The organism is Aquitalea aquatilis (assembly GCF_005155025.1).
Taxonomy (GTDB): Bacteria; Pseudomonadota; Gammaproteobacteria; order Burkholderiales; family Chromobacteriaceae; genus Aquitalea; species Aquitalea aquatilis.
Map to the genome: position 1 here is coordinate 2,395,189 of NZ_CP039731.1, position 20,345 is coordinate 2,415,533.

Below are 20,345 nucleotides of genomic sequence, written 5' to 3' on the forward strand. Positions count from 1 at the left end.
TGCAGCGCTTGGTGGCCCCAAGCGCAAATCCGACAACGCAGCAGTGGCAAGCTGGTCGGGCCTGCCCTGCGGGGCGGATGTTGAGCGGCGCACTGCCTTGTCAAACCGCGCTGGCAGGGAATGCCCTGCGGCGCGCAGTTTTTCGCGCATTGCATCCCCTCAACATCCGCCGCCGTGAAAAAAATAGCGTTAACAGGCCCTAGTCCAGCTGTCCTTCTGCACGCAAGACCTGGCTTAGCGCCTCGAAGCAGTGCGGGTCGATGGCGCTGTGCAGGTTCTGCCGCATGATGTCCAGCGTTTTGTCCACCGGCGTGGCCGGATGGTAGGGGCGCTCGGCATTGATGGCATCGAAAATGTCGGCGGTGGTGATGATGCGGGTTTCCAGGGTAATGGCATTGGCAGCCAGGCCGCGCGGATAGCCCTTGCCGTCCAGCCGTTCGTGATGGGCTGAAGCCACCTCGGCCAGTTCGGCAAAGATGTCCATCCGTCCCAGAATGGCGTGGGTATAAGCGGCATGCTGTTGTACTGCGGCCCATTCCTCGGCGTCCAGTTTGCCTGGCTTGTCCAGAATGCTGTTGCTGACGCCCAGCTTGCCCACGTCGTGCAGCAAGGCACCGCGTTTCAGCCAGCGGCGGCGGGCATCGTCCATGCCCAGCGTGGCGGCAATACGGTCGGCGTAATGGCCTACGCGCTGGCTGTGACCGGCCGTGAAGGGACTTTTCGAGTCGACCACCTGACCAAAGCCTTCGGCGATCTCATCCAGATAGTCTTCATCCACCTCGACGTGATGCTGGGCTGGTTCCAGTGCCAGTACCGCCTGATCCACTGCATCGGATTCCAGCACCTGCCAGAAGGCGTCGTCGCGGGCTACGCTGGCAAAGCAGGCGACCAGCTGCGGGTCGAACCAGCCGCCGGCTCGGCTGCTGATTTCCGCCAGTGCACCATCGCGGCCGCTGGTGATGTGGAACACATCAATCACCTGCGCCAATAGCGCAATGCGCGCATTGAGCGGAATGGCCTCGCCCTGCAGGCCCAGCGGCCGGCCTGAGCCATCCCAGTGTTCGTCCAGCGACTGGATGCCGCGCGCCACCTTTTCGTTGAAACGCAGCTGGCGGGCGATGTCGGCACCACGGTGGCAGCGGGTGTGGATCAGTTCGTCGGCAATTTCCTTGCCGTTGCGCATGATATTGACGATGGAGGCTAGCCGGTCGGCCCAGCCGGCGTGGCGGCCGGTATGGCTGAACACAAAGCCCAGCTTCTGCGGCAGGCTCTGGCCTATCCGTTTGAAGTCCTGTTTGAACTGCCGGTCGTCAGTGAGATAGAGCTCGCTGATGCGGGCGGCATTGCTGCTGCAGCCCAGGTCTTTCAGCAGAATGGCGTAGTACAGCTCCCATTGCGACTGGCTGTCCAGGCCGATGGCGCGGCCGATATGCATGCCGATCCAGCAACTGCGGACGCAATGGCCCTCGGGTTGGCCTTCGGTGATATCCAGCGCATAACTGAGCGAGCCCAGCAGTTCGGCCAGCTTGAGTGAGGCGCCCATTGTGCGTGTCCTGTTTATAAAGCCTGACTGTACTTTAACTGGCGCTGGCGGATTTGCCCAAGAAAAACGGCATCGTCATGGACAATGCCGTTGCTTGGTCGGTCCGCCTGGCTTAGCGTTTGGTCTTGTGGCGGCTATTGCCGCTGCCCGCCGTGCCGGTGCCGGCCGGTTTGCTGCCGGGCTTGGCTCCGGGGCGACCAGTGGCTTGCGGGCGGCCGCCGAAGGGCTTGGCCTGCGGTGTGCTGGCTTTGCCACTGCCCGTGCGCGGCTGGCCCGGTTTGCCACTGCTTTGGCGTGCGGCCGGCGCACCCAGGCGGTGGCGGATGGCGGCTGATTTGTCACCCGGCGGGGTGGGCGGGATCAGGCAGTGCTTGCTGTGGCCGATCAGGTCGCTGCGGCCCATATTGATCAGCGCGTCGTGAATGATCTGCCAGTTGTCCGGGTGGTGGTAGCGCAGGAAGGCCTTGTGCAGCTTGCGGCGGTAGCCATCGCGCACCACGTCCACCTTTTCCGAGCTGCGCGACAGGCGCTTGAGCGGATTGCGCCGGGTATGCCACATGGTGGTGGCCATGGCCATCGGTGTCGGGGTGAAGGTTTGTACCTGATCCAAGCGGAAGTTGTTCTTCTTCAGCCACAGCGCCAGATTCATCATGTCCTCATCGCTGGTGCCAGGGTGGGCGGCAATGAAGTAGGGGATCAGATACTGCTCTTTGCCAGCCTGGCGGCTGAAGCGTTCGAACAATTCTTTGAACTTGTCGTAAGCGCCCATGCCCGGCTTCATCATCTTGGACAGCGGGCCGTCTTCGGTGTGTTCCGGGGCAATTTTCAGGTAGCCGCCCACATGGTGCTGCACCAGTTCCTTGATGTACTCGGGCGAGCGCACCGCCAGGTCGTAACGCAGGCCGGACTGGATGTTGATCTTTTTCACGCCGGGCAGGGCACGTGCCTTGCGGTACAGCTGAATCAGATGGCTGTGGTCGGTATTCAGGTTTTCGCAGATGTCCGGGAACACACAGGACAGCTTGCGACAGGAGCGCTCGATATTCGGGTCCTTGCACGACAGGCGGTACATATTGGCGGTCGGGCCACCCAGATCGGAGATGTGGCCGGTAAAGCCCGGGGTCTTGTCGCGGATTTCCTCGATCTCGTGCAGGATGGATTCTTCCGAGCGGCTCTGGATAATGCGGCCCTCGTGCTCGGTAATCGAGCAGAAGGTACAGCCACCAAAACAGCCGCGCATGATGTTGACCGAATACTTGATCATCTCCCACGCCGGAATTTTGGCATCGCCGTAGGACGGGTGCGGATTGCGGGCGTAGGGCAGGCCGTAGACGTGATCCATTTCCTCGGTGGAAAGTGGAATCGGCGGGGGATTGAGCCACACATCGCGGCTGCCGTGCAGCTGTACCAGCGCGCGGGCGTTGCCGGGGTTGGATTCCAGATGCAGGGTGCGGCTGGCGTGGGCATACAGCACCGGATCATGTGCCACGGCTTCATAAGCCGGGATGCGGATGACGGTCTTGGCACGTTGGGCGCGGCGTTTGGCCAGGCGCTCTTCGCGCGATTCGATGCGGATGACCTGCGGCGCAGACGGGTCGATACCTGCAGTCGCTTTCGCAGCCTGCTCCGGAATCTCCTCGTAGGGATTCAGGTGCGGATCGACATGGCCGGGCAGGTCCACCACGCTGGAGTCCATTTCCTGCCACTCATCATCAGGCCGCCAGCCTTGCTGCACCACAAATGCCGTGCCGCGCACGTCGCGCATTTCACTGAGTTTTTCGCCCTTGGCCGCGCGATGGGCAATTTCCACCAGCGCCCGCTCGGCATTGCCGTACAGCAGGATGTCGGCCTTGGAGGTAATCAGCACCGACTGGCGCACCTTGTCGCTCCAGTAGTCGAAGTGGGCGATGCGGCGCAGGCTGGCCTCGATGGAGCCGATCATCACCCCCACGCCAGGGTAGGCTTCGCGGCAGCGCTGGGCGTAGACGGTAACGGCACGGTCCGGGCGCTTGTTCGGTTCGGCATGCGGGGTGTAGGCGTCGTCGGAGCGCGGACGACGGTCAGCCGTATAACGGTTGATCATCGAGTCCATATTGCCGGCGGTGACGCCAAAAAACAGATTGGGCTTGCCCAGCGCACGGAAGGGTTCGGCCGATTGCCAGTCCGGCTGGGCAATGATGCCGACGCGGAAGCCCTGCGCTTCCAGCAGACGGCCCACCAGGGCCATGCCGAAGCTGGGGTGATCGATATAGCAGTCGCCGGAAATCAGGATGATGTCGCAGGAATCCCAGCCCAGCTCGTCCATTTCGGCGCGGCTCATCGGCAGGAAGGGCGCGTTGCCAAAGCGGCTGGCCCAGTACTTGCGGTAAGAGGTGATCGGTTTTGCGGCGGCTGCTAGTGTCGTCATGCTGATGGAATGCGGTAGTGGCGCTGGTGTGCGAGCAACCCGGCATTATGCCGCACTTTTTGGGTTTTATCACTATAAACAGTTGTTTTTTATGGTGAATTGTCGTGCTGCAAGTAGGGCTTAGTCTGACGGAGGCTTTTGCTTGGGAATCAGCAGCTTGTCCGCCGCATGCCGGCGGGATGTGACCTGGGGCGCTGATTGGCGTAACCTGCTGCTTTGTCGCCCATGGCAACCGGCATGTTTTCTGTCTGATAGACGCCGTTGCCAGCAGAACCCAACAGAAAGCCGTTGAGACATGAGTAGCCAGATACTACAGCTAGCGGGCATGCCGCAGCACTCACAAGTCGCCGCACTGGAAAGCGGCAAGGTACTGTTTTTGCCGCAGCTGGATTTTGCCATCCAGCCGACCGAGCTGGCCTTGCTCAATCCGCAGATAGCCGACCCCAAGCGCAAGAACATCAGCCTGGATCCGCAAGCGGATGGCAAGCTGCACGGCGTGGCCGATCCGGCCAATGAAGCAGCGGTACGGGCGCTGATCAGCCGCTATCGCAGCTGTGCCTTTGCCCTGGTCGAGCAGTTGCTGCCGGAATACCGTGGCAAGCTGCGCGCCGCGCCCACCAGCCTGCGGCTGCTGCGGGTGGAAGACCGCCAAACCTCCTGGCGCAAGGATGACAGCCGCCTGCATGTCGATGCCTTCCCGTCGCGGCCCACCTATGGCGAGCGCATTCTGCGCGTGTTCTACAATGCCAACCCGAATGGCGAACCGCGCGTGTGGCGCGTGGGTGAGCCGTTTGCCGACATGGCACGGCGCATGTTGCCGCGCATTCCCCGCCAGTGGCCAGGCTCGGCCGCGCTGATGGCGGCGCTGAAGATTACCAAGCGCAAGCGCAGTGCCTACGACCACCTGATGCTGCACCTGCATGATGCGATGAAGGCCGACATGGACTACCAGCGCACCTGCCCGCAGGAAACCATGCCGTTTCCGCCCGGCTGCGGCTGGGTGTGTTTCTCTGACCATGCCTCGCATGCCGTGATGTCCGGCCAGTTCATGCTGGAGCAGACCTTCTGGCTGCCGGCACCGGACATGGCTGACCCGGCACGTTCGCCCCTGGCCGAACTGCAGGCCATCACCGGCCGTACCCTGCTGTAAACCAAGCGGGCGGATGGTCAGTCAAAGCGCCAGCCCGCCTGCTTTTGCCAGGCAGCTCCCGCCATGCCGGGACTGGCCCTCCCCATCAAGGGCAAATCGGTTACAATCACCGATTGCTTTCATTTAGTCTGCAGCCAGAATCATGAGCACGGAAAACAACGCGCCAGTAGTCAGCAACTTCATTCGCAACATCATTGACGAGGACCTGGCTTCCGGCAAGCACAGCGCCATCGTCACCCGCTTCCCGCCGGAGCCCAATGGCTACCTGCATGTTGGTCACGCCAAATCCATCTGCCTCAACTTCGGCCTGGCCGAAGATTACCAGGGCAAGTGCAATCTGCGCATGGATGACACCAACCCGGAAAAAGAGTCGGACGAATTCGTGCAGTCCATCAAGGACAGCGTCGAATGGCTGGGCTTCCAGTGGGATGGCAATGTCCGTTTCGCCTCCGATTACTTCGATGCGCTGTATGACTACGCTGTCGAGCTGATCAAGTCCGGCAAGGCCTTTGTCTGCGACCTGAACGCCGAAGAAATGCGCGCCTATCGCGGCAGCCTGACCGAACCGGGCAGGAATAGCCCCTTCCGCGACCGTAGCGTGGAAGAAAACTTCGATCTGTTCACCCGTATGCGTGCCGGCGAATTCCCCGATGGCAGCAAGACCCTGCGTCTGAAGATCGACATGGCCTCCGGCAACGTCAATCTGCGCGACCCGGTGATCTACCGCATCCGCCGTGCCCATCACCACCGTACCGGTGACAAGTGGTGCATCTACCCGATGTACGACTACACCCATTGCATCTCCGATGCACTGGAAGGCATCACCCACAGCCTGTGCACGCTGGAGTTCGAAGACCATCGCCCGCTGTACGACTGGGTGCTGGACAACATCACCATCCCTTGCCACCCGCGCCAGTACGAGTTTTCCCGTCTGGAACTGCTGTATGCGCTCACCTCCAAGCGCAAGCTGCAGGCGTTGGTGGCCGATGGCCTGGTGGATGGCTGGAACGACCCGCGCATGCCCACGGTGGAAGGCATGCGTCGCCGTGGCTTCAGCCCGGCCGGCATCCGTCTGTTTGCCCAGCGCATTGGCGTATCCAAGGGTGAAAACATCATCGACATGAGCGTGCTGGAAGGCGCCGTGCGTGAGATGCTGGAAAACGAATCGCCGCGCGTGATGGCTGTACTGGACCCGATCAAGGTTACCCTGGCCAATTTCGATGCCGCCGTCACCGCCAGCCGCAGCGCGCCTTTCCATCCGCATCACCCGGAGTTTGGCGAGCGCGAAGTGCCCATCGCCCGTGAAATCTGGATCGAGCGCGACGACTTTGCCGAAGTGCCGCCGCCCAAGTGGCAGCGCCTGACCGCCGGCGGCGAAGTGCGCCTGCGTTACAGCTATGTCATCAAGTGCGAAGAAGTGATCAAGGACGCCGACGGCCAGGTGGTGGAACTGAAATGCTCCATCGACCACGACACCCTGGGCAAGAACCCGGAAGGCCGCAAGGTCAAGGGCGTGATCCACTGGGTATCGGCCGAACATGCCATCGAAGCTGATGTGCGTCTGTACGACCGCCTGTTCACCGAGGCGCGTCCGGATGCCGTGCGTGGCGAAGATGGCGAATATGTCGATTTCCGTCAGTTCCTCAACCCGGAATCGCTGAAAACCGTCACTGCCTATGTGGAAGATGCCGTGCTCAAGGCGGCGCCGGAATCACGCTTCCAGTTCGAACGCCTGGGTTACTTCGTGACCGACCGTTATGAGCATCAGCCGGGTACGCGTGCCGTGTTCAACCGCACGGTGGGCCTGCGCGACACCTGGAGCAAATAATTTTGTGCCCAATAAAGTTAAGTCAGCACTGACTTACTTGGTGCGGCATATCTCTCAAGCGGGCCATTGGCCCGCTTTTTTCACGCCCTTGCTGCGGATTACACCGTTCAGTTGGCACTGACAAGCTTCGCCAGCGCAGCATTTGATGCGTATCGACTTTCCCTTGATGTAATTTGCTTGCTACAAAGCCGCCGCCTAGCATCGAAGCCATTCAGCGCCACTAACCACAACCCTGTTGCAGCGTTGCGCCTTCTTGCCCTACCGCTGGTACGGGCTGCGTCGGCGCGCCTTGCCCCAGGGAGGCTACGCTCTTGTTAGCCGCTCTCAGTCTTGCTCGCGGAGAAATGCCATGAACCAGCCTCGTATCCTGTATCTGCAATCCGGCGGCCCCACCGCCGTGCTCAATGCCTCGGCCCAGGGCGTGATTGAAACCGCCCGCAAGCTGGGGGTGTCGGTGTATGCCGCCCGCGACGGGCTGGCCGGTTTGCTGGAAGACCGGCTGGTGAATACCGATGGCGTGTCCGATCACGATATCGCCCGGCTGGGCTTTTTGCCGGGCGGGCATTTTGGTGTCAGCCGCCGCATGATAGGCAGTTTTGCGGAGGCCCCGGCCGACTGGCTGCGCATGAAGGAAGTGCTGGCGCGCCATGGCATTCATTACCTGCTGATCAATGGCGGTAACGGCTCGCTGGGCTGTGCGGCCCGGCTGGCAGACTTTCAGCGCCACACCGGCCATGCCCTGCATGTGGTCGGCGTGCCCAAGACCATAGACAACGATCTGGTCGGCACCGACAACAGCCCCGGTTATGGTTCGGCGGCCAAGTTTCTGGCCAGCACCATGCTGGAAGTGGGCATGGACATGATCAGCATGGGCCGTGGCCGGGTGTTCATCATGGAGGCCATGGGCCGGCATACCGGCTGGCTGGCGGCAGCACCGGCAGCGGCGCGGCTGCATGGCGGTCTGGCCCCGCATATCGTGTTGCTGCCGGAGGTGCCGTTTGATCAGGACAAATTTCTGGCGGCAGTGGATGCCAGCCTGGCGGCGCATGGCCAGTGTGCCATTTCGGTGGCCGAAGGGCTGACCGATGCCAGCGGGCGCTTTGTCACCGAAGCCAATGCCTCGGCCATTTATGGCCACGAGCAACTGGGCGGGGTGGGCAGCTGGCTGGCTGGCCTGCTCAAGCGCGAGCGCGGTCTGTCGGCCCACGTGGCGCAGGTGGACTATCTGCAGCGCGCTGCCGGCCATCTGGCCTCGGCCACCGATGTGGAGCAAGCCTACCGGATGGGGCAGCAGGGTGTGGAGTGGCTGCTGGCTGGCCGTTCTGGTGTGATGGCTGGCATTCGCCGCCTGTCCGATCATCCTTATCGCTGGGAAGTGGCTGCAGTACCGCTGGAGGAAGTGGGCGACCAGGAAAAAGCCTTCCCGGCGCATTTCATCTCCGCCGATGGCTATGGCGTGACCCAGGCCTTTCTGGATTACCTGCTGCCACTGATGGAAGGCGAGCGCATGCCGCCTTTCCGTCAGGGCTTGCCGGATTACCGCCGTATTGAATGGCCGCCGGTCTGACCCCATATACACCCCTTGCATCTGCAGACCAGCCGGGCCCTGTGCCCGGTTTTGCATGATGGAGCGGGTACAGGCCCGGATCAGGCTGCCCTTCGCGGGGGCTTGACGACTCTGCTACAATTTCCCCTTTTACCCAAGCACAGGTTGCCGAATCATGCTGAACGTGTACAACACACTGACTCGCCAGAAAGAAGAGTTCCACCCCATCGAACCGGGCAAGGTGCGTATGTATGTGTGTGGCATGACGGTGTACGACCTCTGTCATATCGGCCATGCCCGAATGCTGGCCGCCTTTGACGTGATCTACCGCTGGCTCAAGGCCTCCGGCTACGATGTCAATTACGTGCGCAATATCACCGACATCGAAGACAAGATCATCAAGCGTGCGCTGGAACGCGGCATCACGCCGGACCAGCTGGTGGCGCAAACCATTGCCGACATGCATGAAGATGCTGCGGCGCTGAACCTGCTGCCGCCCACCCACGAGCCGCGTGCCACCCATCACGTGGGCGGCATGATCGCGCTGATCGAACAGCTGATTGCCAATGGCAAGGCCTATCCCGCCCCCAATGGCGACGTGTACTACGCGGTGCGTGAGTTCGAGAGCTACGGCAAGCTGTCCGGCCGTACCCTGGACAAGCTGCGCGCCGGCGAGCGAGTGGAAATCGACCCCAACAAGCGCGACCCGCTGGACTTCGTGCTGTGGAAAGCGGCCAAGCCGGGTGAGCCGTCGTGGGAAAGCCCGTGGGGCGCTGGCCGTCCGGGCTGGCACATTGAATGCTCGGTGATGAGCTGCCACCACCTGGGCGAGCATTTCGACATTCACGGTGGCGGCGAAGACCTGCAGTTCCCGCACCATGAAAACGAAATCGCCCAGTCCGAGGGTGCGCATGGCCACAAGTATGTCAATTACTGGCTGCACAATGGCTTTATCAATGTCGATGGCGAAAAGATGTCCAAATCGCTGGGCAACTTCTTCACCATCCGCGATGTGCTGCAGCACTTCGACGGCGAGGTGGTGCGCTTCTTCATCGTGCGCAGCCACTACCGCAGCCCGGTCAACTACACCGACAGCATCCTCAACGATGCCAAACAGGGCCTGACCCGGCTGTACACCGCCTTGCGCGGTCTGGATTTGCCAGAGAGCACAGGCATCGACTGGAGCAACCCTTACGCGGCGCGCTTCAAGGCCGCCATGGATGATGATTTCAGCTCCTCTGAAGCCGTTGCCGTGCTGTTTGACCTGGCCGGTGAAGTCAACAAGAGCCGCGATGTACAACTGGCGCGCCTGATGAAAGACCTGGGTGGCGTATTGGGCCTGCTGCAGCGCGAGCCGGAAGACTTCCTCAAGGCCGGTGCCGGCGAGGGTGAACTGAGTGCGGAAGAAATCGAAGCCCTGATCCAGGCGCGTCGCGATGCCCGTGCCAACAAGAACTGGGCCGAATCCGACCGCATCCGCGACGAGCTGATCGCCAAGGGTGTGGTGCTGGAAGACAATGCCCAGGGCACCAGCTGGCGTCGTGCCTGAATCAGGCGAGTCGACAAGGCCAGGCCAGCGTGATGGTTTGACCTTGTCGGCTGATTGGCCACAGCAGCGGCCTCATGCCGGAGTATTGCCACTGTTTTAATCTTGAGCGACTTGTCAAGCGCAAATAAAGCGCGGATAATGCGTCCTCTTGACCCTGTAGTACAGGCAAAACCCCTGTACCCGTAAACTAAGGAAGCTCTCATGCGCGCTGATATCCACCCGAATTACACCGACGTTGCGGTTACCTGCTCTTGCGGTAACACCTTCACTACCAAGTCGACCATGGCCAAGGACGCCTTCCACATTGAAGTGTGCTCCAGCTGCCATCCGTTCTACACCGGTAAGCAGAAGATTGTTGATACCGCAGGTCGTATCGACAAGTTCAACCAGAAGTTCGGCGGCTTCTTCAAGCGCTAAGCTTGTAAGCTTTGGAAAAAAGGCAGCCTCGGCTGCCTTTTTTCATTTCCGCAGCCCGCGCTTGCACATTAAAATAGCGCATTACTCCTACCTGACTGGCGCGCGCCTCGATGCTGACGTACTCCCCGCAAAACGCCACCGTTCCCGTTCCCACCGAAAAGCCCTGGGTATTGCTGCTGCTGTGTTTTATCTGGCTGTGGCCCGGCATTATCGGCCACGACCCATGGAAGCCGGACGAACCCTATGTGATGGCGGTGGTGGAGGGCATGCTGCGCAACGGCAACTGGCTGCTGCCCACCCTGCAAGGGGTGCCCTATCTGGAGTCACCCCCCTTGTACTACTGGGTGGCGGCAGGTTTTGCCAAGCTGTTTTCGCCCTGGCTGCTGCCGGCGCATGACGCCGCACGGCTGGCCACGCCGCTGTTCATGGCGCTGGGCCTGACGCTGGCGGGCATGACCGGGCGCGACCTGATCGGCCGTCGTTACGGCCGCAGTGTGGTGATGATACTGATAGGTTGCCTGGGCCTGATTGTCACCGGTCACCAGATGACGCCCATGGTGGCCAGCTTTACCGGTTTTGCCGCTGCCTTTTATGCGCTGTCGCTGACCTTGCGTTCGCCTGGTCTGGCCGGGGCGATACTCGGTGCGGCCAGTGTCACGCTGTTTCTCAGCGCCAGCCTGCTGGAAGTGATGCTGGTGTGGGCGGTGGTGATTTTCCTGCCAGCCTTTTCCGCCTGGCGCAACAAGCGCTACGCCATCACCGTCTTCATGGCGCTGCTGGTTGCCTTGCCGGTGGCACTGATCTGGCCGCTGGAGCTGGCACGCAGCTACCCGGCCCTGTTCCGTCTATGGTGGGAGCGCCATGCGCTGGGCCCGCTGGATGGCTTTGGCAAGGTCAGCCTGTTTCATGGTTTTGGCTACTACACCTTCAATACCATCTGGTTTGCCTGGCCGGCCTGGCCGCTGGCGGCCTGGACGCTGTTCCGCAACCGCAAGTACGAACTACCGATGTTGCAGCTGCCACTGATGTTCTTTGGCGTGGTGCTGATCATGCTGACGCTGTCCGAACGCAAGAGCATGGATTACGCCATGCCCTTGCTGCTGCCGCTGGCGTTGCTGGCGGCGGTGGAACTGGACAATCTGCGCCGCGGCGCGGCGGCTTTTCTCAACTGGTTTGGCCTGATGACTTTCGGCGTGTTCGGGCTGTTGATCTGGGCCGGCTGGGCGGCAATGAACTATGGCTGGCCGGAGCGGCTGGCCGGGCGCGCCCAGTATTTCAGCCCCTACTATGTGCCGCATGTGTCGGTGCTGGCCGCGGTATTCGCCGTGCTGGCCACCATCACCTGGATCTGGGCGGTAACGCGCAGCCATTTGCGCGGCCGGCAAGCCATTACCAACTGGGCGGCCGGGCTGACCCTGTGCTGGGGATTGGCGCTCAGCCTGTGGCTGCCGTGGCTGGATGCGGCCAAGAGCTACCGGCCGGTGGTGGAGAGCATGGTACGGTCCATGCCGGCAGCCGGCTTGGACAAGGCGCAGTGCATCGCGACGGAAAGCCAGAACATGGTGGCGCGCATCAGCTGGCATTACTACGCGGGTATCGATCTGCTGGCTTATCCGGCGGGGGAAAGCAGTCCTTGCGATTACCAGCTGCTGGTGCGTTCGCGCAACGATGGGCTGGCCGAGCCAGGCTGGACCTTGTTGTGGCAAGGATCGCGTCCGCGCGAGAAATTTGAGCTGTTTGGCCTGTTCCGGCGCTCAACCCACTAGCGTCTGACTTCATCATCCATGCAAGAAGGGCCGGATAATCCGGCCCTTTTTCATGTGGTATGCGCTTGCAGTGCGGCCATGACCGCCGGCAGGCTTTCGGCCACGGCAAACAGCTCGCGCTCTTCAAAGCGCACATGCGCAGTCATGGCATCGGCAAACGCCTGCAATATGGCCGGACTGGCCAGTTCGGCATGCTGCAGCAACTGGCGCAAGTGTACATGCTCATCCAGTGTGCGCTGAGCCAGCAGAGCCTGGCCGGCTTGAGTGAGTGCAGGGAGCAAGGTGCGCTCTTCCTCGGCAAAGTGGGCTTGCAAGGTTTGTTCTGCCTGCTGGCTTATCTTGGCGGCGGCCTGTTGCCATTGGGCGGGGTCGCTGGTGCGGGCGGCCTTGCCAGCCTGGATGGCGAGGGACAGGGCGTGGTGGTGCTCGCGTGAGAGCGGGGTAAGGGCTGCGCTGCGTTTCATGCTGTGCTCTATTGCTGGGGGTGATTAGCCTGCATCAAGCGCGGAGGGGCAGCCTTGAGCGCGCTCAAGCATTCGCGGCTTGCCCCGTGTAGCAGTGGGGGGCGGCTGCCCGCTCCGTACCGCCTGTCGCTTCAGTGTTGCAACTGCGGCAGATTGGCAAACAGCTTGAGTGCTTCCGGATTGGCCAGCGCACTCAGATTGTTGACCGGCTCGCCATGAATCACGTTCTTCACCGCCAGCTCGACAATCTTGCCGCTGATGGTGCGCGGGATGTCGGCCACGGCAATGATGCGCGCCGGCACATGGCGCGGGCTGGCTCCGCGCTTGATCTGCTCGCGGATGCGCACGGTGAGTGCTTCGTCCAGCTGGCAACCCTCGCGCAGCCTGACGAACAGCACCACGCGTTCGTCGTCCTGCCAGCGCTGGCCCACGGCCAGGCTTTCCAGGACTTCGGCAATGCTTTCCACCTGGCGGTAGATCTCGGCGGTGCCGATGCGCACGCCACCGGGGTTGAGCACGGCGTCGGAACGGCCATAGATCACCATGCCATCGTGCTCGGTCAACTCGGCATAGTCGCCATGACACCAGATGTTTTCAAAGCGCCCGAAGTAGGCCTGGCGGTATTTGCTGCCTTGTTCGTCCTGCCAGAAACCGACGGGCATGGAGGGGAAGGGGCGGGTGCACACCAGCTCGCCCTTTTCCTGGCGCACCGGGCGGCCATGGCTGTTGTAGATGTCCACCGCCATGCCCAGCCCGCGGCATTGCAGCTCGCCACGGTACACCGGCAGCGTGGCGCAACCCAGGGCAAAACAGGACACGATGTCGGTGCCGCCGGAAATCGAGGCCAGATTGATGTCCTGTTTGATATTGGCGTACACCCAATCATAGCTTTCCGCCATCAGCGGCGAACCGGTGGAGAACACGGCACGCAGTGCATCCAGCCGGTATTCCTGTGCCGGAATCAGATCAATCTTGCGCAGGCCGTCGATGTACTTGGCCGAAGTACCGAAATGGCTGAAGCGGCAGGCCTGGGCGTAGTCCCACAGCACCCGCCCCTGTGCGGCAAAGGGCGAGCCGTCGTACAGCATCAGGGCCGCGCCGGAGGCGAGGCCGGACACCAGCCAGTTCCACATCATCCAGCCGCAGGTGGTGAAGAAGAACAGGTGGTCACCGTGGTGCACATCCCCGTGGAGCTGGTGTTCTTTCAGATGCTGCAGCAGGGTACCGCCCGTGCCGTGCACGATGCACTTGGGCTTGCCGGTGGTGCCACTGGAATACAGGATGAACAAGGGGTGGTTGAAGCCCACCCGGGTGTATTGCAAGGGGCGTGTGGCAAACGGTGCGGTGAAATCGTCCAGCGTGGTGGTGCGTGGCAGCCTGGCGGCAAACTCCGTGGCATCGCCCAGATAAGGGATGGCGATGAATTGTTCTACCGAGGGCAGGCCGGCTGCCAGGGCCTGCATCTTGTCGTGGATATCGATTTGTTTGCCGTTGTACCAGTAGCCATCCGGGCAGAACAGCAGTTTGGGTTCGGTCTGGCCAAAGCGGTCGATGGCACCGTCGGTGCCGAAATCCGGCGAGCAACTGGTCCACACCGCGCCCAGGCTGGTGGTGGCCAGCATGGCGGCCACAGTTTCCGGCATATTGGGCAGCAGGCCGGCCACGCGATCGCCCGGCTTGATGCCGGCGGCCAGCAGTGCCTGTTGCAGCCGGGACACCAGTTGGCGCAGTTGCTGCCAGCTTAGCTGGCGCTTGAGCTTGTCCTCGCCCCAGAACACCATGGCCAGTTCGTCACCATCGTGGCGCAGCAGGTTTTCCGCATAGTTGAGCCGGGCTTCGGGAAAGAAGCGTGCGGCCAGCATGTTGTCGCCGTGTTCCAGCGCCGTATCGCCCTTGTCGCCGATGACGCCGCAGTAGTCCCATACCAGCGCCCAGAAGCGGCCGGGGTCGTCCACGCTGGCCTGCCACAGGCTGTGGTAGTCGGGCAGGGGGCGGTCATAGGCGGCTTCGGCCAGCCGCTGAAAGGCATGCAGGTGGGAGCCCGCCACGCGGGCAGGCGAGGGATGCCAGATCGGGGTGCTGGAGTGCTGCATATTGCTCCTCTTTATTTTTGTCTCGGGCGTGGCGGGCCGTGCGTGCCAGTGTCAGTGATGGCGGCCCATGGCCAGTGCCACGCGGGACGCCGGTGCGCGGCCCAGCAGGCCGGAAACAAACCAAGCAGTTTCCACCAGTTGTGGCAGCTTGATGCCGCAGTCCACACCCAGCCCGTTCATCAGGTAGACCACATCTTCCGTGGCGACATTGCCGGAAGCTCCACGAGCATACGGGCAGCCGCCCAGCCCGGCAACGGAGGAATCGAATGTCCTGATGCCCGCCTGATAAGACGCATGAATATTGCTGATGGCCATGCCGTAAGTATCGTGAAAGTGGCCGGCCAGCTTGTCCATTGGCACAAGCTGGCTGACGGCTGCCAGCATGTCCAGCACCCGGTTCGGCGTGCCAGTGCCTATGGTGTCGCCCAGTGAGATTTCGTAGCAACCCATGTCCAGCAGGCGGGCGGCAACTTCTGCCACTTTGGCCGGGGCAATGGCACCCTCGTACGGGCAATCCACCACGCAGGACACATAGCCGCGCACGCGGATATTCTCACGGCGGGCGCTGGCCAGCACGCTGTCGAAGCGCGCCAGGCTTTCGGCAATGCTGGCATTGATGTTTTTCTGGCTGAAGCTTTCACTGGCGGCACCAAACACGGCGATTTCGCGCACGCCGGCGGCCAGCGCCTGTTCCATGCCCTTGTCGTTGGGTACCAGCACCGGGTAATTCACCGGGCCGGACAGGTCGAGTGCCTGCAGCACTTGCAGGCTGTCGGCCATTTGCGGCACCCATTTGGGCGAGACAAAGGCACCGGCTTCGATGGTGGTGAGGCCGCTGGCGGCCAGCCGGCGGATCAGTTCCAGCTTGCTGGCCGTATCCAGTTGCTGCTTTTCGTTTTGCAGCCCGTCACGCGGGCCGACTTCGACAATCTTCACGCGAGTCATCTTGTCCCCTTGCCGCCACTCAGGCAGCGTCGAAATCCACCAGCTCGTCGCCGTCGCATACCTGCTCACCAGCGGCAAAGTAAAAGCCGCGCAGTACGCCGTCGGCAGGGGCGTGAATGGTGTGTTCCATCTTCATCGCTTCCAGAATCAGCAGGGGCTCGCCCTGACGGACTGTCTGGCCTGCCTTGGCCAGCAGGGTGACTACCCGGCCCGGCATCGGGGCTTTCAGATGGGTCACACCATGGACTGTGTCTTCTGTCGCCGCATAGGGATCGACCCATTCCAGCTGCAGGCGTTCACCCTGCAGGAACAGCTGGCGCTGCTGTGCCTGTCGTACCACGCTGGCGCTGAGAACCAGACCATTCAGTGTGGCCTGCAATTGGCGGCCGTGCAGGCTGGCCTGAACCTGGAATTGCTGCTCCGCCACGGTGACGACAAAACCATGTTCAAGATAGCGCAGCCCCACCGTGTGTACATGTTCGCCCTGACGAAACTGCAAGCTGTGTTCCAGCACGCCGTTCAGCCGCCAGCCGGCACGAGCCGGGTAGGGCGCGGCAGCATGCAGGGTTTCGGCCACGGCCAGCAAGGCCAGTTGCTGTCCGCTTGGGGTGGCCGGTGGGGGCAATAGTGCATCCTGATGGCGGGCAATCAGCCCGGTATCAACCAGGCCGCTGGCGAAGCTGTCGTGCTGCACAATGCGGCGCAGAAAGGCGATATTGGTGCTGACGCCGGCAATCTGGTACTGCGCCAGGGCGGCATCCAGCTGTTGCAGCGCGGCTTCCCTGTTTTCTCCCCACACGATCAGCTTGGCAATCATCGGGTCGTAGAAGGGGGTGATGCTGTCACCTTCGGTCACGCCGGTATCAATACGCACCTGGGCGTTTTCCGGCGGCGTTTGCAGGTGGATCAGCTGGCCGGTAGCTGGCAGAAAGCCCTTGTCCGGGTCTTCGGCATAAATGCGTGCTTCGATGGCATGGCCATGAATCTTCAGCTCGTCCTGGCGCAGCGGCAGTGGCTGACCCGCGGCGACTTGCAGCTGCCAGGCCACCAGATCCTGGCGGGTGATCATTTCGGTAACCGGGTGTTCTACCTGCAGGCGGGTATTCATTTCCATGAAGTAGAAGGCACCCGGCTGGCCGTTGGCCTGCACGTCGACGATAAATTCCACCGTGCCGGCACCGATATAGCCCACGGCACGGGCAGCGGCGCAGGCAGCTTCACCCATGGCCTGGCGCATGACGGCGGGCAGGTGCGGAGCGGGGGCTTCTTCCAGCACTTTCTGGTGGCGGCGTTGCACCGAGCAGTCGCGCTCGAACAGATAGACGCACTGGCCATGGCTGTCGGCAAACACCTGGATTTCCACATGACGCGGCCGGGTCAGGTATTTTTCTACCAGCACCTTGTCATCGCCAAAACTGGCACTGGCTTCGCGCTGGCAGGAGGCCAGTGCTGCGGCAAAGTCTTCACTGCGCTCGACAATGCGCATGCCCTTGCCGCCGCCGCCGCTACTGGCCTTGATCAACACCGGATAGCCGATATGGTCGGCCTGCTGCTGCAGGAATTCTGCTTGCTGTTCCGCGCCGTGGTAGCCGGGTACCAGTGGCACACTGGCTTTTTCCATCAGGGTTTTGGCGGCCGACTTGCTGCCCATGGCGGCGATGGCACCGGCGGGCGGGCCGATGAAGGCGATGCCGGCGGCTGCGCAGGCAGCGGCGAATTCGGCATTTTCCGACAGGAAACCATAGCCGGGGTGAATGGCCTCGGCACCGCTGGCACGGGCGATGTCCAGGATTGCGTCGGCCTTGAGATAGGATTCAGCCGCGGGGGCCGGGCCCAGTCGCCAGGCTTCATCGGCCAGTTTGACAAAGCGGGCCTCGGCATCGGCATCGGAATACACCGCCACGGTGGCAATGCCCAGCTGGCGGGCGGTTTTGATTACCCGGCAGGCGATTTCGCCTCTATTTGCAATAAGGATTTTCTTAAACATGGCAGTCTCCCGCGGCGAAATCGCCACGGCGCAGGCGCGCCATCAGGCGATGTTGCTGCGCAGCTGCGCAGCCTTGCGGCTGCTGGTCACCACGGTTGGCAATGAGGATTTTCTTGAACATGGCGGCGTCCTTATTGTTCTTGTTGCCAGGCGGGCGGGCGTTTGTCGAAGAAGGCAGCCAGACCTTCGCGGGCTTCCTGGCCCACGCGGATGCTGGCAATGCGTCCGGCGGTGTCATTCAGCAGATCATCATCCCAGGGTGAGGCTTCGTGCAGTACCGACAGCAGGTCCTTGGCGGCGGACAGGGCTTGTGGCGCGCCCAGTGCCAGTTCGGCGGCAATGCTGGCGATGCGTTCATCCAGCGCTTCGGCAGCCACGACTTCATGCACCAGCCCGATGCGGGCGGCGGTGGCGGCGTCGATACGCTCGGCTGACAGGAAATAGCGCCGCGCCTGGCGCCAACCGATGGCATCGGCCACATAGGGGCCGATGGTGGCAGGAATCAGCCCCAGTCGTACTTCGGTCAGGGCGAAGCGGGCGTGTTCGGTGGCAATGGCAATGTCGCACACCGCCGTCAGCCCGGTGCCACCGGCCATGGCTGCGCCATGGATGCGGGCAATCACCGGCTTTTTGCTGCGGTAGATGGTCTTGAGCATGGCGGCCAGATGGTGGGCATCGGCCAGGTTTTCCGCTTCGCTGTAGCCGGCGGCACGGCGCATCCAGTCCAGATCGGCCCCGGCGGAGAAGCTCTTGCCGCGCCCGGCCAGCACGATGACCCTGACGCTGTCGTCCAGTTGCAGCGCTTTGAAGGCGGCGGTCAGCTCGGCGATCAGGGTTTCGTTCATGGCATTGTGCAGCTCGGGACGGTTCATCCATACCGTGGCGACCTTGCCCTGTTGCTCGATTTGCAGCGTGTCGTAGTACATGGTGGCGGCTCCTTACATGCGGAACACGCCAAAGCGTGTTTTTTCGATGGGCGCGGACAAGGCCGCTTCCAGCGCCAGAGCCAGTACATCGCGGGTCTGGGCCGGGTCGATCACGCCGTCGTCCCACAGCCGCGCGCTGGCGTAGTAGGGGTGGCCCTGGCGTTCGTACTGTTCGCGTACCGGCGCTTTCAGCGCTTCTTCCTGCTCGGCGGTGAAGGCCTCGCCCAGCTGTTCCTTCTTCACCTGGGCCAGCACCCCGGCAGCCTGTTCGCCTCCCATCACCGAAATGCGGCTGTTCGGCCACATCCACAGCATGCGTGGGCTGTAGGCACGGCCGCACATACCGTAGTTGCCGGCCCCGAAGCTGCCGCCAATCAGCACGGTGAACTTGGGCACGCTGGCGCAGGCCACGGCGGTGACCAGCTTGGCACCATCCTTGGCGATGCCGCCGTTCTCATACTTCTTGCCCACCATGAAGCCGGTGATGTTCTGCAGGAAGATCAGCGGAATCCCGCGCTGGCAGCACAGTTCGACAAAATGTGCACCCTTGAGGGCAGATTCGGAAAACAGGATGCCGTTATTGGCGATGATGCCGACGCGCCAGCCATTGAGGCGGGCAAAACCGGTCACCAGCGTAGTGCCGTAGTTCTGCTTGAATTCGTCAAAGTCGGAATCGTCCACTAGCCGTGCGATGATTTCGCGCACGTCGAACGGTTTTTTCGGATCGGCCGGAATCACGCCGTAGATTTCCTCGGCAGCATGGCGCGGCGGTTTGGCTTCGGCGCGGTCCAGCACACCCTGTTTGTGCCAGTTCAGATCGGCCATGATGCGGCGGGCAATACCCAGCGCGTGGGCGTCGTTCTGGGCCAGGTGGTCGGCCACGCCAGAGATACGGGTGTGCACATCGCCGCCGCCCAGTTCTTCTGCCGTCACCACTTCGCCGGTGGCGGCCTTTACCAGCGGCGGGCCGCCCAGAAAGATGGTGCCTTGTTCCTTGACGATGACGGTTTCATCCGACATGGCCGGCACATAGGCCCCGCCTGCGGTGCAGCTGCCCATCACCACGGCGATTTGCGGAATGCCGGCGGCAGACAGTTGGGCCTGGTTGTAAAAGATGCGGCCAAAGTGCTCCTTGTCGGGAAACACTTCGTCTTGCAGCGGCAGGAAGGCACCACCGGAATCCACCAGATAGACACAGGGCAGGCGGTTTTCCTTGGCGATTTCCTGGGCGCGCAGGTGCTTTTTCACCGTCATCGGGTAATAGGTGCCGCCCTTGACCGTGGCATCGTTGGCGATGATCAGGCAATCCACCCCGGCAATGCGGCCAATGCCGCTGATCAGGCTGGCACCGGGGGCGTCATCGTTATACATGCCGTGAGCGGCCAGCTGGGACAGCTCCAGAAAGGGCGCGCCGGGGTCCAGCAGCAGGTTGATACGCTCGCGCGGTAGCAACTTGCCGCGGGCAATATGCTTGGCACGCGGTCCCTCACCCCCACCCAGTGCGGCCTGGGCAACCTTTTGCTGGAGATCAGCCACCAGGGCACGCATCTTGTCGGCATTGGCCTGGAAGTCCGCACTACGCGGGGAGAGTTTGGATTCGATGACTGGCATGATTTTAGGGAGTGGGGAGTAGGGAGTAGCAGGTGACGGGTGGGGAACTCCCCACTCCCGATTCTCTACTCCCGGTGTTAGTGGTCAGTAGGGTGTGGGCGAGTGAACGGTTT

General features: G+C 62.2%; 15 protein-coding genes. 6 read left to right on the forward strand and 9 right to left on the reverse strand.

The genetic code is table 11. The features are described 5' to 3' along the window. Positions 1-199: 199 nt before the first annotated feature. Both FAZ30_RS11245 and FAZ30_RS11250 read right to left on the reverse strand, forming a co-directional pair. Positions 200-1,543, reverse strand: coding sequence for an HD-GYP domain-containing protein (locus FAZ30_RS11245; protein ID WP_137009435.1), 1,344 nt, complete (start codon positions 1,541-1,543; stop codon positions 200-202). 112 nt (positions 1,544-1,655) lie between these two features. Beyond that, positions 1,656-3,950, reverse strand: coding sequence for a YgiQ family radical SAM protein (locus FAZ30_RS11250; RefSeq protein WP_124641160.1), 2,295 nt, complete (start codon positions 3,948-3,950; stop codon positions 1,656-1,658). 295 nt (positions 3,951-4,245) lie between these two features. Between FAZ30_RS11250 and kdoO the strand changes: the two genes are divergently transcribed. The 6 genes from kdoO (at position 4,246) to FAZ30_RS11280 (ending at position 12,206) form a co-directional block, all read left to right on the forward strand. Then, a complete protein-coding gene (kdoO, locus tag FAZ30_RS11255) occupies positions 4,246-5,100 on the forward strand; it encodes a Kdo hydroxylase KdoO (protein ID WP_124641162.1) in 855 nt (284 codons plus the stop codon). Positions 5,101-5,242: 142 nt separating this feature from the next. Continuing rightward, positions 5,243-6,928 (forward strand): glutamine--tRNA ligase/YqeY domain fusion protein, encoded by a 1,686-nt coding sequence (locus FAZ30_RS11260; RefSeq protein WP_124641163.1) that lies wholly within the window; start codon positions 5,243-5,245, stop codon positions 6,926-6,928. A gap of 349 nt (positions 6,929-7,277) precedes the next feature. After that, positions 7,278-8,495: a 6-phosphofructokinase gene (locus FAZ30_RS11265; RefSeq protein WP_124641165.1), complete on the forward strand. Its 1,218-nt coding sequence runs from the start codon at positions 7,278-7,280 to the stop codon at positions 8,493-8,495. 154 nt (positions 8,496-8,649) lie between these two features. Beyond that, a complete protein-coding gene (gene cysS, locus FAZ30_RS11270) occupies positions 8,650-10,023 on the forward strand; it encodes a cysteine--tRNA ligase (protein WP_124641167.1) in 1,374 nt (457 codons plus the stop codon). 201 nt (positions 10,024-10,224) lie between these two features. Beyond that, entirely contained in the window at positions 10,225-10,440 is a 216-nt protein-coding gene (gene rpmE, locus FAZ30_RS11275; RefSeq protein WP_124641169.1) for a 50S ribosomal protein L31, read from the forward strand. Positions 10,441-10,550: 110 nt separating this feature from the next. Next, a complete protein-coding gene (locus tag FAZ30_RS11280) occupies positions 10,551-12,206 on the forward strand; it encodes an ArnT family glycosyltransferase (RefSeq protein WP_137009436.1) in 1,656 nt (551 codons plus the stop codon). Between the two features lie 50 nt (positions 12,207-12,256). Here FAZ30_RS11280 and FAZ30_RS11285 read toward each other — a convergent pair whose 3' ends face one another. The 7 genes from FAZ30_RS11285 to FAZ30_RS11310 form a co-directional block, all read right to left on the reverse strand. Further along, entirely contained in the window at positions 12,257-12,670 is a 414-nt protein-coding gene (locus FAZ30_RS11285) for a hemerythrin domain-containing protein (RefSeq protein ID WP_124641173.1), read from the reverse strand. 131 nt (positions 12,671-12,801) lie between these two features. Next, entirely contained in the window at positions 12,802-14,763 is a 1,962-nt protein-coding gene (locus FAZ30_RS11290) for an acetoacetate--CoA ligase (protein WP_137009437.1), read from the reverse strand. 51 nt (positions 14,764-14,814) lie between these two features. Then, positions 14,815-15,708 (reverse strand): hydroxymethylglutaryl-CoA lyase, encoded by an 894-nt coding sequence (locus FAZ30_RS11295; protein ID WP_124641177.1) that lies wholly within the window; start codon positions 15,706-15,708, stop codon positions 14,815-14,817. Between the two features lie 19 nt (positions 15,709-15,727). Further along, positions 15,728-17,695, reverse strand: a complete 1,968-nt coding sequence (locus FAZ30_RS11300) for an acetyl/propionyl/methylcrotonyl-CoA carboxylase subunit alpha (protein WP_124641179.1) — start codon at positions 17,693-17,695, stop codon at positions 15,728-15,730. Continuing rightward, positions 17,688-17,816, reverse strand: coding sequence for a hypothetical protein (locus FAZ30_RS20885; RefSeq protein ID WP_255424569.1), 129 nt, complete (start codon positions 17,814-17,816; stop codon positions 17,688-17,690). The genes FAZ30_RS11300 and FAZ30_RS20885 overlap by 8 nt, the downstream gene beginning before the upstream one ends. Positions 17,817-17,826: 10 nt before the next feature. Continuing rightward, positions 17,827-18,621, reverse strand: a complete 795-nt coding sequence (locus FAZ30_RS11305) for an enoyl-CoA hydratase/isomerase family protein (RefSeq protein ID WP_124641181.1) — start codon at positions 18,619-18,621, stop codon at positions 17,827-17,829. Positions 18,622-18,633: 12 nt separating this feature from the next. Beyond that, entirely contained in the window at positions 18,634-20,232 is a 1,599-nt protein-coding gene (locus FAZ30_RS11310) for a carboxyl transferase domain-containing protein (RefSeq protein ID WP_137009438.1), read from the reverse strand. Between the last annotated feature and the right edge of the window lie 113 nt (positions 20,233-20,345).

What these genes read in the sequence shown, in the direction of transcription:
- FAZ30_RS11245 (WP_137009435.1), bottom strand. Translation starts at nt 1,543, where the DNA reads ATGGGCGCCTCACTCAAGCTGGCCGAACTGCTGGGCTCGCTCAGTTAT.
- FAZ30_RS11250 (WP_124641160.1), bottom strand. Translation starts at nt 3,950, where the DNA reads ATGACGACACTAGCAGCCGCCGCAAAACCGATCACCTCTTACCGCAAG.
- kdoO (WP_124641162.1), top strand. Translation starts at nt 4,246, where the DNA reads ATGAGTAGCCAGATACTACAGCTAGCGGGCATGCCGCAGCACTCACAA.
- FAZ30_RS11260 (WP_124641163.1), top strand. Translation starts at nt 5,243, where the DNA reads ATGAGCACGGAAAACAACGCGCCAGTAGTCAGCAACTTCATTCGCAAC.
- FAZ30_RS11265 (WP_124641165.1), top strand. Translation starts at nt 7,278, where the DNA reads ATGAACCAGCCTCGTATCCTGTATCTGCAATCCGGCGGCCCCACCGCC.
- cysS (WP_124641167.1), top strand. Translation starts at nt 8,650, where the DNA reads ATGCTGAACGTGTACAACACACTGACTCGCCAGAAAGAAGAGTTCCAC.
- rpmE (WP_124641169.1), top strand. Translation starts at nt 10,225, where the DNA reads ATGCGCGCTGATATCCACCCGAATTACACCGACGTTGCGGTTACCTGC.
- FAZ30_RS11280 (WP_137009436.1), top strand. Translation starts at nt 10,551, where the DNA reads ATGCTGACGTACTCCCCGCAAAACGCCACCGTTCCCGTTCCCACCGAA.
- FAZ30_RS11285 (WP_124641173.1), bottom strand. Translation starts at nt 12,670, where the DNA reads ATGAAACGCAGCGCAGCCCTTACCCCGCTCTCACGCGAGCACCACCAC.
- FAZ30_RS11290 (WP_137009437.1), bottom strand. Translation starts at nt 14,763, where the DNA reads ATGCAGCACTCCAGCACCCCGATCTGGCATCCCTCGCCTGCCCGCGTG.
- FAZ30_RS11295 (WP_124641177.1), bottom strand. Translation starts at nt 15,708, where the DNA reads ATGACTCGCGTGAAGATTGTCGAAGTCGGCCCGCGTGACGGGCTGCAA.
- FAZ30_RS11300 (WP_124641179.1), bottom strand. Translation starts at nt 17,695, where the DNA reads ATGTTTAAGAAAATCCTTATTGCAAATAGAGGCGAAATCGCCTGCCGG.
- FAZ30_RS20885 (WP_255424569.1), bottom strand. Translation starts at nt 17,816, where the DNA reads ATGTTCAAGAAAATCCTCATTGCCAACCGTGGTGACCAGCAGCCGCAA.
- FAZ30_RS11305 (WP_124641181.1), bottom strand. Translation starts at nt 18,621, where the DNA reads ATGTACTACGACACGCTGCAAATCGAGCAACAGGGCAAGGTCGCCACG.
- FAZ30_RS11310 (WP_137009438.1), bottom strand. Translation starts at nt 20,232, where the DNA reads ATGCCAGTCATCGAATCCAAACTCTCCCCGCGTAGTGCGGACTTCCAG.